Genomic DNA, 18,433 nt, shown 5'->3' on the forward strand with positions numbered 1-18,433 from the left:
ACCACCACCCAGCACCAACCGACACAAAGACCAGATGGTAATGCAATGGGTGTGAGATTAAACCGGACAGCAGTGGGCTTGTCCCGAGGATCTGATCACGGTTGATGTTGTGGTTCGTTGGATCCTCGGGATAAGCCCGAGGATGACGATAAACGTGTAAGTCTCAGCCTCCCGGCCTACGCTGCGGAGGCTTTTTATTGCCCGCAAGACACTTATCCAGCGCGCCCCGACTGCAACGTGGTGGACAACAGCGTCAGCAATGCCACGCTTTCCTCCAGACTTTGCCGCTGGCGGCTTTGCAGGATCGCTGCCTGTAGTCGGTTCATCTCGCGCGCAATCGCCGCTGGCTGCCATGTACGCAACGCCCGTTCGATAACGGGTTTGCGGCGGAAGTGAACGCCGCGTCCCATGGTCTGCATGACCTGACCCGCCTGCAATTTCTTCTCGTCCATTTCCGCACGCATCTGGTCCAGCAACTGGAACTGCCGCAGGCAGCCTTGCAGCACCAGAAAGATCGGCGTCTTGGAGGCGATGATCTTCTGCGTGGCGTGAAAGAAGGCATTGCGGTCGCCCTTCAGAATAGCATCCACCGCGTCATCGGCAGACACCGTGCTGGCATCGCCGATGATCGCCATCACGTCGTCTTCCTCGATGACATCATGGCCGCGGCAATAGAGCGCCAGCTTGCGCACCTCGTTGCGCGAGGCGATACGGTCGCCGCCGAGCGATTCGGCAAGCCGCTGGCGTGCAGCAGGTGCGATACGCAGATTTTCCGTCGAAAGCTCCTGATCGATCAGCGCATTCAGCGCCCGCGCATCATCGGCATAACAGGGAATGGCGGCGATGGCGCGCGACGGTTCAGCGATCTTGCGAAGGCCAGTTCCTTTTTTCAGATCACCGGCTTCAACGATCAGGAAGCTTGCTTCGGGCGGATTGTCCGAGAGAACCTGCAACGCATCCACCAGCGCCTTCTCATTGGCGGCGCCCTTGACCCAGACCAGCTTTTCGCCACCGAACAGGCCGATGGAATTGATCTCATCCAGCAAACGACCGGGGTCGCCCTGCAGGTCGGATGCCGTCAGCTTTAGGGAAGCGAAGGCGTCGTTAGCGTCTATGCCGGTCTTGGAGGCGATGAGCGAGGCGCGTTCGGACACGAGGCCGCGATCGGGACCATAGAGCACGAAAACACGAAAACGCTCCGCCGGTCTCTCGGCGAAGCGTTCGAATTCATGCGACTTTATTTCCGTCATAAAACGGCTCTCAGCGGCTGAGAGTGGCGGCGATATCCGTACCGATGATCTCGGCAAGCTCACGGGCGGCACGGTTTTCACCGTCGCGCACGGCGCGGATCTTGGCGAATTCCTGCTGCGGCAGATCGAGCATCGCAGTTACGGTGCGGGTTGCCGCACGCAGAACCTGACCGTCGGAAATGCGCGTCAGGACATAGGAGCCCTTCATGTTCACGCGGCCGGGGTAAGGTCCGTCATAATTGTTTTTGCCGATGGACAGGCTGGTATCGTCGGTGACTTCCGTCGAGGTCGCGCTGGACGTGACGGTGATTTTGACCTCGTATTCCTTGCTGGTTGGCGCACCGGCACCACCATAGGCCAGGAAGACCAGATGATTGCGGACTTCCTGCGTGACGCGGTCACTCGCCGAGGCGAAGTTGACGGTCTCGAGCTTCTGGCGCGTGCCGGAGGCCTCGCCGTAAAGCGGGCGCACCTGGCATCCGGCCAGAATGCCGGCAAACAGAACGACAGAAATTGCGGCTGCTACGCGGCCCCATCTGGAATAGGCATCAGACAACAATGTTCACAATCCTTTGTGGAACCACAATGATTTTTTTCGGCTCGGCACCGGCCAGAGCCGCCTTCACAGCATCCAGTTCAATCACCGCCGCGCGGACGGCATCTTGATCCGCATCGCGCGCGATTGTCAATTCGCCACGCTTCTTGCCGTTGATTTGAACCGGCATCACCACGTCATTTTCTTCGATCAGCGCGGGCACGAAAACCGGCCATGCGCTCTGGGCGACAAGACCGTCATTACCCAGCGCCGTCCAGCATTCCTCGGCCAGATGCGGTGTCATCGGCGCAATCATGCGGATCAGAATTTCGGCAGCATCGCGGGCTGCGGCCTTCACATCGTCAGCCTTGCCGCCATTGGCCACTTCAGCGAAAGGACCGGCGAGCGTGTTGACCAATTCATAGATGCGGGCAATCGCCTTGTTGAAGGCAAGCTTGTCCAGATCGTCCTGAACCGCCTTCAGCGTCTTGTGGGCAGCCTTGGAAACGACGAGACCTTCGCCCTCACTTGCAGGGGCAGGCTTGACCGACTTCAATTCGTCGGCAGCTTCACCGATGATACGCCAGACGCGCTGGACGAAGCGATGCGCGCCTTCGACACCAGCTTCCGACCAGATGACGTCGCGGTCCGGCGGGCTATCCGACAAAACGAAGAAGCGGGCCGTATCGGCACCATAAGACGCGATGATGTCGTCCGGATCGACCACGTTCTTCTTCGACTTCGACATCTTTTCGATCGAGCCGATCTGAACCTCGTCACCGCCGGACAGCAGGAAGGCGCGGCGCTTGCCATCGACTTCCTCGATGCGGATATCGGCAGGCACGATCCACTGGCCGTTCTGGCCTTCGCCCAGACGGTAGGTTTCGTGCACCACCATGCCCTGCGTGAACAGGCCCTTGAAGGGCTCCTTCACGTCCACATGGCCGGTGGCCTTCATGGCGCGGGTGAAGAAACGCGAATAGAGCAGATGCAGGATCGCGTGTTCGATGCCACCGATATACTGGTCCACGGGCAGCCAGTGGCTGGCGACCTTCGGGTCGGTCGGCTGCTCTTCCCAAGGCGCCGTAAAGCGCGTGAAGTACCAGCTGGAATCGACGAAGGTGTCCATCGTATCGGTTTCGCGACGCGCGGCATGGCCGCATTGCGGGCAGGAGACATGCCGCCATGTCGGATGGCGGTCCAGCGGGTTGCCGGGCACGTCGAAGGTCACATCATCAGGCAGCTTGACCGGCAAGTCCTTCTTCGGAACGGGCACAACGCCACAGACTTCGCAATGAATGACGGGGATCGGGCAACCCCAATAGCGCTGGCGGGAAATACCCCAGTCGCGCAGGCGGAAGTTCACCTTGCGCTCAGCCTGCGGCTCAGCACCCAGCGTTTGTGTAGACAGCCTCGACACCACAGCCTCGAAGGCATCGGTTGTCGTCATACCATCGAGGAACTGCGAATTGATCATAACGCCGTCATCGACGTAAGCATCCGCACCAATGGTGAAGGTCTCGGCATTTTCGCCCTCCGGCATGACCACGGCCACGACAGGCAGATCGTATTTGCGAGCGAAATCCAGATCGCGCTGGTCGCCGGATGGGCAACCAAAGATCGCGCCAGTGCCGTAATCCATCAACACGAAATTGGCGATGTAAACCGGCAATTCCCAGGATGGGTCAAGCGGATGGACAACCTTGACGCCTGTGTCCAGACCACGCTTTTCCGCCGTTTCCAGAGCGGCCAGAGACGTGCCCTGACGACGGCATTCGTCGCAGAACTCGGCAAGCTCGGGGTTGTTTTCCGACAGGGTCTTGGCCAGCGGATGGTCTGCCGCAATGGCAAGGAAGGAAGCGCCGAACAGCGTGTCCGGGCGGGTCGTATAAACCGTGATGTCGTCAAAACCGGCGGGCGCGGTGGAGGCGACCGTCTGCCAGCGCAGTGACAGTCCCTCGGACTTGCCGATCCAGTTCTTTTGCATCAGCCGGACTTTTTCCGGCCACTGGTCCAGCACATCCAGTTCGTCCAGCAAGTCCTGGCTGAAATCGGTGATGCGGAAGAACCATTGCGTCAGTTCGCGCTGTTCCACCAGCGCGCCGGAGCGCCAGCCACGACCATCGATGACCTGTTCATTGGCCAGAACCGTATGATCGACCGGGTCCCAGTTGACCTTGGACTGCTTGCGATAGACCAGGCCCTTTTCCATGAAATCAACGAACAGCGCCTGCTGCTTGCTGTAATATTCCACGTCGCAGGTCGCAAATTCACGGGTCCAGTCCAGAGACAGGCCCATGGATTTCAGCTGACCGCGCATGGTGGCGATGTTCTGATAGGTCCAGTCCTTGGGATGAACCTTGTTCTGCATGGCCGCATTTTCCGCAGGCATGCCGAAAGCGTCCCAGCCCATGGGGTGCAGCACGTTGAAACCGCGCGCGCGCTTGTAGCGCGCAACCACGTCACCCATAGCGTAATTGCGCACATGGCCCATATGGATGCGGCCCGAAGGATAGGGAAACATCTCAAGAACGTAATATTTCTCGCGGGCATCGCTGTTGTCGGTCACGAAGACATTGTCTTCGTTCCATTTTTGCTGCCAGCGCGGCTCGGCGTCGCGAGGATTATAACGTTCGATGGCCATACTTGTGTAATCCGGGTATCAAGGGGAAAATTCGCGCTGACCTTCACCACGAAACGACCGGGGCGTCAAGTTTGGCAGGGCTGGTCAGGGTGCAATCTTGGTCGACAGCGTTCAAATGGTGACAATGGCGCTTGGCATCAAGCCCCGTGACGGCTACTGAACCCCTCTCCTCTATCAAACGAAGGTCTGGTCATGGAAATCGAAGCGCGTCTTGCTGATGTCACGCAGCGCATTGCAGAAGTTGCGGAAAAAGCCGGTCGTAGGCCCGGCAGCGTCAATCTTGTGGCCGTCTCCAAGACATTCGACGCCGATGCCATCCAGCCGGTGATCGATTGCGGCCAGCGCATTTTCGGTGAAAACCGCGTGCAGGAGGCGCAGGGCAAGTGGCCAGCGCTGAAGGAAAAGACGCCCGATATCGAGCTGCACCTGATCGGGCCGCTGCAATCCAACAAGGCTGCCGATGCGGTGGCTCTGTTCGATGTTATCCAGAGTATCGACCGCGAAAAGATCGCCCGGGCGCTTGCCGATGAATGCCATAAGCAGGGCAAGGCGCTTCGGTTTTATGTGCAGGTCAATACCGGGCTGGAGCCGCAAAAGGCAGGGCTCGATCCCCGCGAAACGGCGGCCTTCGTCACCCTGTGCCGGGACGAACTGAAGCTCAATATCGAAGGCCTGATGTGCATTCCGCCAGCGGAGGAATATCCCGGCCCGCATTTTGCGCTTCTGGCCAAGCTTGCCAAGGAATGCGGCCTGGAAAAGCTCTCCATGGGCATGTCGGGCGATTTCGAAACCGCCATCGAATTTGGCGCAACCAGCGTGCGTGTCGGGTCGGCGATCTTCGGTACGCGCTGAGTATTGGGTAGTCGAGGGCACAGCGGTAGCAGCCCTCATCCTGAGGTGCCCCGTAGGGGCCTCGAAGGACGGGGGTGCGGGCCAAGTGCGCCAACCAAGGATGCTTCGAGGCTTTGCCCTTCGGTCAAAGCACCTCAGCATGAGGTGGAGTGTGTGGCTTAACGTCACGAGCCAGCGGCACTTCCGCTATATGTTGCGTCCTGACAGAGCTTACCAAACAGAAAAGCCACGGCATCTTTCCAGAGCCGTGGCTTTTTGCTGAGCGGTCGGGACTGACGCCCCAAACCCTTAATCGAACGGGATAGCCCGGTCCTTGCCTGTCAGGGGTTTGCCATCGAGAGAGACCTCGATGTCTGGCGTACCGGCGGTGCGCTTGACCGCAACTTCGCGGACCTTGCCATCCAGCGTGATCTTGGCGGAGAAGCCATCCCACGTCTCAGGCAATGACGGTGCGATATGCAGTGTGCCGCCGATGCGGGTGATGCCGAGAATGCCTTCCACGGCAGCGCGGTAGAGCCAACCGGCCGAACCCGTATACCAGCTCCAGCCGCCACGGCCCGAATAAGCGCCTTCGCCGTAGACATCCGCCGTCACCACATAGGGCTCCACACGGTAGGTCTCGGAGGACGGGCGGTCGAGCGCGTGGTTGACCGGGTTGAGCAGCGAGAAGCATTTCCATGCGTCTTCGTTGCGGCCCAGCTTCGCCAGCGCCAGAACGACCCATGTTGCGGCATGGGTATATTGACCCCCATTTTCACGCACACCCGGCGGATAGGCCTTGATGTAACCGGGATCCTGCGGAGAGCGGGAGAAGGCAGGCGTGAAGAGGCGGATGATGCCCGTCTTTTCATCGACGAGGTTCTTCATGACCGCATCCATGGCCTGACCGGACCGCTGATCCTCGCCTTCGCCTGACAGCACGCTCCAGCTCTGGCCAAGCGAATCGATACGGCATTCCTCGCTGGTGATGGAGCCCAGCGGCGTACCGTCATCGAAGTAGCCGCGACGGTAATAGTCGCCGTCCCAGCCCGCCGTTTCCAGTGCCGCACGCAGCTTGTCGCGATGCGTCTTCCACTTCTCGACCCGGTCCAGATCACGGCGCTCTTCGGCAATCTCGATGAAATCGCGAAGCGTACCGGAGAGGAACCAGCCGAGCCAGACGCTCGTGCCCTTGCCGGCGACGCCGACGCGGTTCATGCCGTCGTTCCAGTCACCGCCCAGAATGAGCGGCAGGCCGTTTTCACCCGTGCGATGAATGGCAAGATCGAGCGCCAGTGCCGCATGTTCATAAAGGCTCGCGGTCTTGTCGCTGGTTTCCGGCTGGAAGAAGGCGTCGTGCTGGCCGGGCGTCAGTGCCGGACCCTTGAGGAACGGAATGTTCTCCTCGAGGATCGCCTTGTCGCCGGTGGCAGCGATATACTGATGCGCCGCATAGGCCAGCCACACCACATCGTCGGAGATGGTGGTGCGAACACCTGCACCCGTCAGCGGCAGCCACCAATGCTGCACATCGCCTTCAGGGAACTGGCGTCCCGCTGCACGCAGAATCTGCTCGCGGGCAAGTTCCGGCTGATAGAGCAGGAAGGCCAGCGTATCCTGCAACTGGTCACGGAAGCCGAAGGCACCACTGGACTGGTAGAAGGCCGTGCGCGCCAGAATACGGCAGGCCAGTGCCTGGTAAGGCAGCCAGTTATTGACCATGTGGTTGAAGCCGGCATCCGGTGTGGACACCTGCAACTGGCCGCTAAAGCCGCTCCAGAAGGTCTTGTTTCCGCTCAGAACCGCATCGAAATCGCTCTGGCGGATATCCTTGACGAGAGCGCGCGCTTCGTCAGCGGTATCGGCATCACCCATGTAGAACAGGACATGCCGCTCTTCACCGGGCTTCAGGTGGATTTCCTGCATGATGGCGGCGCAAGGCGCACCATCCAGCTCCACGCTGCCAGAGAGAGCAGCACCGGAAACCACGGCCTGCGGTGCATGCACCGAACCGTGACGGCCGATGAATTCCCGCTTGCTGGTGGTGAAGCTTCCAACCGGACCATCGAGAGACAGGAAGGCGGTGCGCGCATTGTAGTCGATGCTGTAAGGATTGGACGCAAACAGCGCGCCGGTTTCCTCATCATGACTGCTGAGAATGAACGGCGCCGACTTCTGCGGATTGTTGCCCAGAACCCACTCCACATAACCGTAGGTTTTGAGGCGACGGTTCTGCGTGCCGACATTGCGCACGGTCAGACGCGACAGCTTGACCGGCTTTTCGCGGTCCACCGTCTGGGTGACTTCGATATCCAGACCGTCATCCACGCTTCTGAAGACGGAATATCCAAGACCGTGACGGGCTTCGAACACCGCTTCCGGGTTGCGTGAGAGCGCCGCGAATGGCGAATGCAGCTTGCCGCTTTCGACATCCGAAACATAGATCGCCTCACCCGGACGGTTCACGACCGGATCGTTGCTCCATGGTGTCAGCTGATAGTCACGCGAGTTGCGGCTCCAGGTGAAGCCCGCACCTTCGGCGGAGATGTGGAAGCCGAATGTCTCATTGGAAATGACGTTGATCCATGGTTGCGGCGTCGATTGGCCACCATGCAGACGCACGACATATTCGTCGCCGCTCTTGGTGAAACCGCCAAAGCCGTTCCAGAAGTCCAGATCATGGGCATCTTCCACCGGCTCGCCCTGCGGGAAGACCGGTGCCGGCAGGCGGGCCTGTGCCAGATCGCTGCCTTCCGGCCCGCGATGGGCGGCAAAGAGCGAGACGGCACGGTTAACCTGATCGACGATCTTGCCGTTACGAACGTGAAGAACGACGCGGGAAGCCGCGAGTAGTGCCGACCATGTTTCCTCATCCATCAAATCGCGACGAACGGAGAAGACATGCGGTCTGCCACCATCGGCAGGATTGATGCGGCGCTGTGCTTCGGAAATGAAATCGAGCGCGTGCTGCATATCCTGCGCGTAGGAGGCCGCGCGTTCATTGACGATGACGAGATCGAAGATGACGCCACGGGCGCGCAGATATTCATGCGCACTCAGGGCTTCCTTGGCGATATCCATGTCCATGTCGTCATTGATACGCAGGCTGAAGATCGGAAAGTCGCCCGAGATCGCCAGCGGCCACAGCGAGCGCTGCGAACCGAGGCCGGTTTTCAGCGTGTCGGCATCCGCACGTAGATGCATGTCGGGATAGACGAGATAACGCGCCAGATGCTGGAAGGCCGCCGCCTGTTGCGAGGTCACGCCCACATGGCGCATCTGCACCTGTGTTCGCGTCCAGGCATGCACCAGTTCGTGTGCAAAGGCGTCCGGGTGGCGGTAACGGTCGATGGCCTTGTCCACGTCCTCGCGGCTAGGGGCTGCGATGGTCCAGAAGATGAGGCTGACCTTCTTGCCGGCGGGAACGCGCACGACACGTCGCAGCGACAAGATAGGATCAAGCGTGAAACCATCCGTGCCGGAAAGTGCGGCACCCGCATCGAAAGCTGCGGCCTCACCCAGAGAGCGGCCACGACCGATGAACTTGGCGCGGTCGGTCTCGAATTCGGTCGGACGCGCCGGCCCCGCATTGTCAGCAGCCAGATGCGCGATGACCGTGCTGGGTTCGCTCGGAGACCGCTTGTTGCGCCATGCGCGGATCACATCGCCACGCTTGCCGATTTCCGTCTGCACGAACATGCGCGAGAACAGCGGATGGGCGTTGTCGTCATCCTCATTGGCGATGACAGGCTCCATATAGGAAGTCACTTCGATATAGCGATCTTCCGAACCCACATTGAGCAGGGTCACACGACGGCCTTCGGCATCGTGCTCGGTGGCAACGATGCATTCGACCACGCTTTGCAGATCGCCAACCGTCTTGTGGAATTCGGCCTTGTCGTCGGTAAAGACTGTCTTGGTCTTTTCGCCCACGGCAACACGCGGCTCTGCGGTCGCACTCCACCAGTCGCCCGATACGGTATCGCGCAGGAACAGGAACGTGCCCCAGCGATCTTCGGTTGGATCGGACTTCCAGCGGGAAATCGCCAGACCGTTCCACTTGGAATAGCCCGCACCCGTGGAGGTCAGCATGGTGGAATAATGGCCGTTGGACAGGAACACGACTTCGCGGTCGCGCACGGAAGGGTCCGCAATGGTACGCACTTCGGCCCGTAGGAGATCGGCCTGTTCCTTGCCGGGTGTTTCCGGTTCGTATTTGGAGCTGACGACCGGGACTTCGCGCGGAGCCTTTTCCTGAAGAAGCAGTTCGGCAGCTTCAATCACGGGGTCCGCGTGGAAGAGTTCACGCAGGATGCCGTCCAGAGCGACGTTGGCAACCGCTGCAATCGACATGCCATGGTGGTGGGCATAGTAGTTGTTAACGACGGCGCACACCTTGCCATCCGGCACGCGGGTTGGGGTGAAATCGACGGCGTCGTAGAAACCGAACTGTCCGATCGCACCGAGTTTGCGCAGCTTTTGCAGATTTTCCAGCGCTGCATCTGGGTCGTATTGCGACGCGAGGATCGAGGCATAAGGCGCGATGACCGCGTTCTGGCCAAGGCCACGCTTGAGGCCCAGCGTCGGCACACCGAAGTTGGTGTACTGATAGTTCATATTGTGGTCGCGGGCGTTGAACGCCGCTTCGGAAATGCCCCATGGCGTGCCGAGACGACGGCCATGGTTCATCTGTTCCTTGACGATCAGATTGTTGGTCTGGTTCAGAATGCCGCCGTGACGCTCCTGCATGACGAGCGGTGGCATCAGATACTCGAACATCGAGCCAGACCAGGAGACCAGCGCACCCTGTGCGCCAATCGGCACGACCTGACGGCCCAGACGATACCAGTGCTCCGTCGGCAGATCGCCCTTGGCAATCGCAAACAGGCTGGTCAGACGGCATTCGGATGCCAGAAGGTCGTAGCAGGCTTCGTCCAGTTCCTTGCTATCGACGCGGTAACCAATCGACAAAAGGCGACGGTCCTTGCGATAGAGAAAGCCGAAATCCATCGAGAAGGCGAGGTTGCGGCTGCGGTCGCGCAACGAGTTCAACCGGTCACGCAATGGATCGATGGTGGCGAGATCGAAAGCGCTGTCGGAAATATGCGCTTCGCAGCAATCGACCAACGATTGCGCCCAGCGTGTCACTTCGGCGCTCTGCTCCGACTTGACTTCCAGATTGAGATTGGAGGCCAGCTTCTGGATATCGCGGGCCAGAACCGCCAGATTGATGACGCGGATCGAGGCGAACTCATGCTCGCGCTTGACCGAGGCAAGGGCGTTGGAGAAACCGATGATGCGCTCTTCCAGACGGCGGTGCAGGGGCCGCAGGTTCTTGCGGTCGTCAGGCAGTTCCTTCAGCGTTTCGCGCAGGATACCTGCGACATCGCCGATACCATCGAGATTGCCCTGAAGATGCGCAGACGGTGCTTCCGCCCACTGGCGGCAAGCCGAGGAGATGGCGATCAGGTGACCGGCAAGGTTGCCGCTATCGACGGCGGAGACGTAGCGGGGACCCAGCGTATTGAGCGTATCGGTGTGATACCAGTTGTAGAGATGGCCGCGATATTTCTCCATCTTCTCGACCGTCTCGATGGTCTTTTCCATCCGCTCGACGGTTTCCGAGAAGCTGATCCAGCCGAACTGGCGAGCGGAAATCACCGACAGCAGATAGACGCCGATATTGGTCGGCGACGTGCGGCTGGCAACGATGGGCTCCGGCGTTTCCTGATAATTGTCAGGCGGCAGGTAGTTTTCGCCCGATGTGACGAAGGCTTCGTAATAACGCCATGTGCGACGCGCGATCTTGCGCAGCTCGCTGGACACATGTTCAGACACGAACAGGCGATCTTCGGTTTCAGCCGACTGGCTGACATACCAGGCAACGGCTGGCGAGAATATCCACAGCAGCGCAAAGGGAATGCCGACCAGGAACGCATTGTCGCCCGGAAGCGAAGCAAACAGCAGACCGAGCAGCGACACCACCGGGGCGTGCCACATCTGGCGATAATAATCGAGAATGCTGCCCTGCGCGCTGGACTGGATAGAGGCGGCGGTGCGCCATTCCAGCATCAGCTTGCCGCTGACGAAGAGGCGGTAGAGCGAACGGACGATCGCATCGGCCATCATGCAGGCGCTGTCGGCGATGAAGACGATGCGTAGCGCGACCTGCGCGTTGGTGGCACGAACCTCGGACCACAATGTGTGGAAATGCGCCTGCGGCACGATATCGGTGGAACGTGGAACGATGCCGGACAGAAGCGAAATCGTGGGGGCAACGAAAAGCGAGAAGATCAGCAGGATCTGCCAGATCAGCGCACCCAGCGGGCCCATGAAATACCAGCCCAGAATGGAAGCGGCAAACCAGGCAATCGGTGTCAGCGAACGACGCAGATTGTCGATCATCTTCCAGCGACCGATGGCGGTCACGCCGCGCTTCATGTCCATGATGTAGGGCAGAAGCTGCCAGTCGCCACGCGCCCAGCGATGCTGGCGCGAAACTTCCACCTCGTAACGGGTCGGGAAGTCTTCGACTAGCTCGACATCCGTCACAAGTGCGCAGCGCGCAAACGAGCCTTCGAGAAGGTCGTGCGACAGGACGGCATTTTCATCGATCCGGCCCTTCAGCGCCGTCTCGAAGGCATCGACGTCATAAAGGCCCTTACCAGTGAAGGTGCCTTCGGAGGTCAGGTCCTGATAGACGTCGGAAACGGTGAAGACGTAAGGGTCGATACCGCGATTGATGGAGAAGACGCGCTGGAAGACCGAGGCGTCCTTGCCTGTCGTCAGCGATGGCGTCACGCGCGGCTGCAGCAGGCCGTAACCATGGATCACGCGGCCCGTTTCAGGGTCGTGGACCGGACGGTTGATCGGGTGGTGCATCTTGCCGACCAGCTTGGTCACCGCATCGCGCATCAGGCGCGTGTCGGCATCCAGCGTCATGACGTATTTGACGTTGTCAGGCACCATATTGGCGCCGTTGAGGAAGGTCGTGTCCTTGTCGCCACGCAGCAACATGTTCAGCTCATGCAGCTTGCCGCGCTTGCGCTCCCAGCCCATCCAGCAATCTTCCGCGGGATTGTAGAGGCGGCGGCGGTGCAGAAGGAAGAACCTTGTCTTGCCATCAAAAGCGTAACGGGCCGATAGGGCAGCCACTTCGCGCTTGGCATATTCCAGAATCTCGACATCTTCCGCCGACTGCTCATAGGACGCATCGCGCCAGTCGCTGATCAGCGCAAAGGAAATGTCGCCATGCGGATTGGCAAGATAATGAACCTCGATATTGCGGACCATCTCGTCCACGCTGTCGCGGCTCGTCAGCATGCAAGGCACAGCAACCAGGGTCCTTGCGCCTTCCGGTATGCCTTCCTTAAACTCGTATCCGACCAGACGGAACGGTTTGACGAAGAACGTCACGAGTGTGTTGAAAAGACCCGTGGCCCCTTCGGATGCCGGCAGGGCAAACATCAGCAGGAATGCGGTCACCACATACCAGGGCATCCCGGCATCGGCGAGGAACCAGCCGACCGCAAGCATGGCAAGCGCCGTCAGCGCGATGACGGGAACCGCCACCGACATCCAGTTGAATTTGCGCATGATGCGCACGACACTTTGCGAAAACAGCGGCTTGTAGCCGATGCGCTCTTCCAGCTCTTCGCGGCGCTGACCGATCAGGAAGCTGCCGACATTGGGCGCATGCGGGTGTTTCTCATCGGAATTGGCCGTTTCCGTCACCATATCGACAGCGACCTGCGCCACTTCGATTTCGGTTTTGGGCGAACGGCGGGCCAGAAGCTCGATGGTGTTGCGATAGGTGTTGCGCGAACCGAAATCCAGCGTTTCGTAATCGGTCTGCTCCCGCAGAACCTTGTCGATATGGCTGACTTCCTCGAACCAGACCGACCATTCCGTATCGTCGATCTCACGCAGGCTTTTGACGATGTTCCCCATCGTCACATTGCCGGAGGCCAGGCGGTTATGCTCGGCCATCATGATGTTTTCGGCATCGGTGCCAGCGCTGCGAAGTCGCTCTTCCAGCCAGTTCAGCGCAAAGCCGGAGGTCTGCGAGCCATTTCTCAGGCGATAGAGGAACTGGGTGGAGAAGGTCGGGTCATCGACCAGATTGTCGATCTGCTTGAGAAGTTCGGCAGACGCCTCGGCATCGTTGAGGCGGATGATCTCATCGACTACCTCGTTGGCCCGCTGGCGCATGCGACGCGACCGCTCGACGCGGATGGAGATGCGGCGCAGGTTCTCGATCAGCACGAAACGCAGGATCGATGGCAGCGCCCACAACTCGCCGATCTGCAAGGTTTTTGATGTCTGGTAGCCCTCGACCAGCGCCGTCATGCTTTCGCGCGAAATCGTGCTGTGCGTATGGGCGACATAGATCCAGGCCAGCGCCATGACGCGCGGTATCTCGACATTGCCGATCTTCACCGTCGGCAGCTGGCGATAGAATTTGCGCGGGAAGTCGCGGCGGACCTCCTGAATGGCTTCTTCGATCACATAGTGGTTGTCCAGCAGCCATTCGGCCGCCGGTGTGATCGTCGCACCATTTTCGGCATCGACAGCCGTGGTTCTGTAGACGCGCAGGATTTCCTTTTCGTTTTCACGATGGCGCGCGAAAAAGTCGAACTCCATGAAACCCGGCAGGCCTTCGGCGCCGGATTTGGAGAGCTCGGCTCCACAGTCCCTCAACTCCTCGATTGTGAAGTAGACGGAGCGGATCGAATCATTGTGATCGATCTGCTTTGCTTCTGAATCACGGGCGGCGGCGGTCGGCGTAATATGAAATGACATCGGCTCGTATTCTGCACTCTGGTGAGGATCTGGTCTATTTAACCGGAACTTGTTTCAGATTGCTTTTGGAAATTGAAACAACTTTGGCAGCTTTATTTCTTGCTGATCCTGAACCTTTGCTGAACCACCGCGAACCAGCACACGATGATCGACATGAAACCTGCTCGCCCATCAACATGGCATTTTTGGGCAGAAGGCTTCACATCTCAAGAAAATCAACTATTTGACACTGGATTGGCAGGTCGGGCGCGTCATCGCGCCATGCCTTTCATGAAACACTTCGCACACTCCCCCAAAGCGAAAACACGTCATGTTGTGCCCTATCCCGTTTCGTCACTGAACCCCTTGGGTGCCCACGTCTTTTTGAAAGACAAGAAGCTACCCAAAGGAGGGAATGGTTTAAGGCGTCATCAGTTCCATGCCACCTGTCGTGCTTCTGCGCAAGCGCCGAAATTGCCGGGCTTGAATCATGCCGGCTGATGCACCCCTCGACCCTTATCAGGGGCCGGTAATGCTGCTAAACAAGGCAGACGCAAAATAGCCATTTCTAGACAACATGCCGGACCTGAAACATGACGATACAGCCGAAAAACGCCGCCGCATTCGCCAACCACATGCCGGATGTCCGGGCGATCCGTCATCACCTCCATCGCAATCCGGAAATCGGACTGTCGGAATTCAAGACCTCGGATTTCGTTGCCGCCCAACTGGAAGCGATGGGTTATGAGGTGACGCGCGGGCTTGCCGCAACCGGCGTCGTCGCCACCCTGCGCAATGGCACGGGCGGCAAGACCGTCGGCATCCGCGCCGATATCGACGCGTTGCCCATCGTTGAAGAAACCGGCGCTGATTATGCCAGCCTCACTCCCGGCGTCATGCATGCCTGCGGCCATGACGGACACACGGCCATGCTGCTGGGCGCAGCCAAGATCATTGCGGAACGCCGCAATTTCGATGGGACGGTACACCTGATTTTCCAGCCAGCGGAAGAAAATTTCGGCGGCGCGCGCATCATGATCGAGGACGGCCTGTTCGAGCGCTTTCCGTGTGATGCGGTCTTTGCGCTTCACAATGAACCCGGCCTGCCCTTCGGCCATTTCGTGCTGCGCGACGGGCCGATCATGGCGGCGGTGGATGAGTGCAAGATCACCGTCAATGGCTATGGCGGTCACGGTGCGGAACCGCAAAGCGCGCTCGATCCCATCGTTGCCGGTGCCAGCATCATCATGGCGCTACAGACCATCGTGTCGCGCAACATCCACCCTCTGACACCGACGGTCGTGACCGTGGGCGCTTTCCATGCGGGGGTGGCCAGCAATGTCATTCCTGAGAAAGCGGAAATGCTGCTCACTATCCGTTCTTTCGATGCCGACGCCCGCGACGAACTGGAAAAGCGCATCCGTCTCATCGCGGAAGGACAGGCAGCAAGTTACGGCATGAGCGTGACCCTCGATTACCAGCGCGGCTATAATCCGACTGTCAACCACAAGGCCGAGACGGATTACATCGTTGACCTCGCCACCCGCTTTGCCGGTGCCGACAAGGTCATGGAGATGCCCCGCCCCACCATGGGTGCGGAAGATTTCGCCTATATGCTGGAAGAGCGCCCCGGCGCCTATTTCTTCCTCGGCACACAGCGAACCGAAAACGATCCGCCGCTGCACCATCCCAAATTCGATTTCAATGACGATATCCTGCCTGTGGGCACGGCATTCTGGGTAGAGCTGGTGGAAGATTACCTGAAGGCTCAATAGCCATTAGGCAAAAGGCCGGTCAGTGACCGGCCTTTTGTGATCGGGCTTGGGAGAATTTTGGGAGAATTAGGGAACCAGACCAAGAATGACTGCGCCGACAAAGGCGAAGCTGACGCCGACGATGGCCGTATGGATGGTGGCCTGCCAGCTGCGCGATGGCGCGGGCGATGGTGTGAAATCTTTGATTTTTCCGGCTTTGGAATAAGACATCGAACCCTCCCTCGTTGACACTGCCGGATGAACCGGCCTCTCGACTGTGGATGCTAGAATAGCTTTATTCTCTAGTCTTTCTGTAGAGATGATTTTCCATTATTTGCCGAAATCGGGAAAAATACTGATCGTCACTTGCCTCCCAACACGCATCGATCTACCCGATTTGCAGTATCAACGCGCAGCACCATTTCCGGTTCAACACAAAAGTTAACGGAAAGTCACTTGGCAGATATCGACGTCATCATCATCGGCGCAGGCGTGGTCGGGCTTGCCACGGCACGCACCCTGTCTCAGTCCGGGCTGTCCACAATCGTTCTGGAGCGTGAGGGCGAATTCGGCACCCAGACCTCGTCGCGCAATAGCGAGGTCATCCATGCCGGGCTTTATTACCCGAAGGGTAGCCTGAAGGCGCGTTTCTGTGTCGAAGGCAGGCACGACCTCTATGCTTTCTGTGAAAGCCATGGCGTCGGTCACCGCCGCTGCGGCAAGCTGATCGTCGCAACAACCGGCGAAGAAATCCCGCTTCTGGAAAACCTGCGGGCGCGCGGCCTCGAAAACGGCTGCGATGACCTGACGCTGATCGATGCGGCGCAGGCGAAGCGCATGGAGCCTGCACTTAGCGGCGAGGCAGCCCTGTTGTCACCCTCCACCGGCATCATAGACAGCCACGCCTATATGCTGGCGCTTCTGGGCGATGCGGAAGATGCTGGTACCGTAATCGCCTATCATGCGCCGTTCCTGCGCGCCGAACCGACCGATGGCGGCTTCCACGTCGATGTTGGCGGAAACGAGCCGATGCAATTGACCTGCCGATTGCTGGTCAATGCGGCAGGGCTCACCGCACCCCATATGGCCCAGAACATCGAAGGTCTCGCCCCCGATCACATACCCGTCCCGCGTTTCGCCAAGGGTTCCTATTTTTCGCTGTCGGGCAAATCACCCTTCTCGCGGCTGATCTATCCCGCACCTCACAGCCACGGCCTTGGCGTTCACCTGACGCTCGATCTCGGCGGGCAGGCGCGCTTCGGGCCGGATGTGGAATGGGTCGATGAGATCGACTATGTCGTCGATCCCCGCCGCTCGAAAGGCTTCGATGAGGCGATCCGGCGCTACTGGCCCGGTCTTCCTGACAATGCACTGGTGCCTGCCTATTCCGGCATTCGGCCAAAGATTTCAGGCCCTGACGATCCCGCCATGGATTTTCGTATCGATGGGCCGGAAACCCACGGTATCGACGGTCTCGTCAATCTCTTCGGCATCGAAAGCCCGGGGCTGACGGCATCGCTGGCGATTGCCGCAGAGGTGTCGCGCCGCCTCACCTAATCCACAAAGCGCGACAGGGCAGACGCCATCACCTCGGGATCGACATTACCGCCGGAGGCGACCGCGATGACCGTTTCCGCCTGCAACGCTGCACCGTGAAACAGAGCAGCAGCCAGCGCCACCGCACCGCCGGGCTCGACCACCACCTTGAGGCGCAGAAAGGCCAGTACCATGGCGCGCAGGGCTTCCTCTTCCGTCACCGCAATGCCGGTGCCGCAGTGGCTGGCCATGATCGGGAAGGTGATGTTGCCGGGCTGCGGCGTTATGATCGCATCGCAGACGGAGCCGGAGAGCGCCTGATTGCGCTCGATCTTGCCCGATGCCAGCGAGCGGGCAACGTCATCGAATTTTTCCGGCTCACAGGTCCGCACCGTGTAACGCGGCGCTCTAGCTTCCAGCGCCAGCGCGATGCCCGATGTCAGGCCACCGCCACCGCAGGGGACCAGAACCTCGGCCTCATCGATGCCCAGTTCCTGCACCTGCTCGGCAATTTCCAGACCCACCGTGCCCTGTCCGGCAATGACCAGGGGTTCATCGAAGGGCTTGATCAGCGTCAGTCCGCGCTCCTGCGATAGCTTCGCGCCGATGGCGTCGCGGTCGTCTTTCGAGCGGTCGAACAAAACGACTTCGGCCCCGTAGGCTTTGGTATTGTCGATTTTTATTTTCGGCGCATCCTGCGGCATGATGATGACGGCGGGAACGCCGTGCAGGGCTGCGGCCAGCGCCACGCCCTGCGCGTGGTTGCCGGAGGAAAAGGCGATGACGCCGCGCTGGCGCACATCCTCAGCAATGCCTGAAACGGCAGACCAGCCGCCGCGAAATTTGAAAGAGCCGGTGCGTTGCAGGCATTCGGCCTTCACCAGAATTCTGCGCCCGGCGATCTCGTCCAGAAAGGGCGATGACAGCAACGGCGTTCGAACCGCCTCGAAACCAATACGCTGGCGTGCCGCCTCGATCATCGAAATATCTGTCATGCTGTCCCTGTCTCTCTGCCTGTTTGCGCTCACACCATAGGCAGAAATCGCCGCCGGAGAAGAGGCAAAAAAAATCCCCGGACAGTGCCGGGGATCGTTTTCGTCAG

General features: G+C 59.6%; 10 protein-coding genes. 4 read left to right on the plus strand and 6 right to left on the minus strand.

Features of this window, described 5'->3' with window-relative positions; genetic code table 11:
• Nucleotides 1-212: 212 nt before the first annotated feature.
• Genes holA through leuS form a run of 3 tightly spaced genes read right to left on the minus strand, consistent with a single transcriptional unit; the run spans nt 213 to nt 4,429 of the window.
• On the minus strand, nt 213-1,250 hold the full coding sequence (holA, locus tag ABUK73_RS21410) for a DNA polymerase III subunit delta (RefSeq protein WP_353579033.1): 1,038 nt from the start codon (nt 1,248-1,250) through the stop codon (nt 213-215).
• Between the two features lie 10 nt (nt 1,251-1,260).
• Nucleotides 1,261-1,809 carry a hypothetical protein gene (locus ABUK73_RS21415; RefSeq protein ID WP_353579034.1) on the minus strand — a complete coding sequence of 183 codons (549 nt, stop codon included), beginning with the start codon at nt 1,807-1,809 and terminating at the stop codon, nt 1,261-1,263.
• Nucleotides 1,799-4,429 (minus strand): leucine--tRNA ligase, encoded by a 2,631-nt coding sequence (gene leuS, locus ABUK73_RS21420; RefSeq protein ID WP_353579035.1) that lies wholly within the window; start codon nt 4,427-4,429, stop codon nt 1,799-1,801. The genes ABUK73_RS21415 and leuS overlap by 11 nt, the downstream gene beginning before the upstream one ends.
• A gap of 192 nt (nt 4,430-4,621) precedes the next feature.
• Here leuS and ABUK73_RS21425 point away from each other — a divergent pair, with 192 nt between their 5' ends.
• Entirely contained in the window at nt 4,622-5,281 is a 660-nt protein-coding gene (locus ABUK73_RS21425) for a YggS family pyridoxal phosphate-dependent enzyme (protein ID WP_353579036.1), read from the plus strand.
• Nucleotides 5,282-5,569: 288 nt separating this feature from the next.
• Here ABUK73_RS21425 and ABUK73_RS21430 read toward each other — a convergent pair whose 3' ends face one another.
• Nucleotides 5,570-14,062 carry a GH36-type glycosyl hydrolase domain-containing protein gene (locus ABUK73_RS21430; protein WP_353579037.1) on the minus strand — a complete coding sequence of 2,831 codons (8,493 nt, stop codon included), beginning with the start codon at nt 14,060-14,062 and terminating at the stop codon, nt 5,570-5,572.
• Between the two features lie 153 nt (nt 14,063-14,215).
• Between ABUK73_RS21430 and ABUK73_RS21435 the strand changes: the two genes are divergently transcribed.
• Entirely contained in the window at nt 14,216-14,542 is a 327-nt protein-coding gene (locus tag ABUK73_RS21435) for a hypothetical protein (protein WP_353579038.1), read from the plus strand.
• A gap of 92 nt (nt 14,543-14,634) precedes the next feature.
• On the plus strand, nt 14,635-15,816 hold the full coding sequence (locus tag ABUK73_RS21440; RefSeq protein ID WP_353579039.1) for a M20 aminoacylase family protein: 1,182 nt from the start codon (nt 14,635-14,637) through the stop codon (nt 15,814-15,816).
• Between the two features lie 66 nt (nt 15,817-15,882).
• Here ABUK73_RS21440 and ABUK73_RS21445 read toward each other — a convergent pair whose 3' ends face one another.
• Nucleotides 15,883-16,026: a hypothetical protein gene (locus ABUK73_RS21445; protein ID WP_353579040.1), complete on the minus strand. Its 144-nt coding sequence runs from the start codon at nt 16,024-16,026 to the stop codon at nt 15,883-15,885.
• A gap of 225 nt (nt 16,027-16,251) precedes the next feature.
• On the opposite strand from ABUK73_RS21445, the gene ABUK73_RS21450 reads away from it, so the two are divergent.
• Nucleotides 16,252-17,352 carry an NAD(P)/FAD-dependent oxidoreductase gene (locus ABUK73_RS21450; RefSeq protein ID WP_353579041.1) on the plus strand — a complete coding sequence of 367 codons (1,101 nt, stop codon included), beginning with the start codon at nt 16,252-16,254 and terminating at the stop codon, nt 17,350-17,352.
• Here the strand turns inward: ABUK73_RS21450 and ABUK73_RS21455 are convergent.
• On the minus strand, nt 17,349-18,326 hold the full coding sequence (locus ABUK73_RS21455; RefSeq protein ID WP_353579042.1) for a threonine ammonia-lyase: 978 nt from the start codon (nt 18,324-18,326) through the stop codon (nt 17,349-17,351). The genes ABUK73_RS21450 and ABUK73_RS21455 overlap by 4 nt on opposite strands.
• Nucleotides 18,327-18,433 lie beyond the last annotated feature (107 nt).

It is taken from the genome of Agrobacterium vacciniicorymbosi (assembly GCF_040427045.1).
Lineage (GTDB): Bacteria > Pseudomonadota > Alphaproteobacteria > Rhizobiales > Rhizobiaceae > Agrobacterium.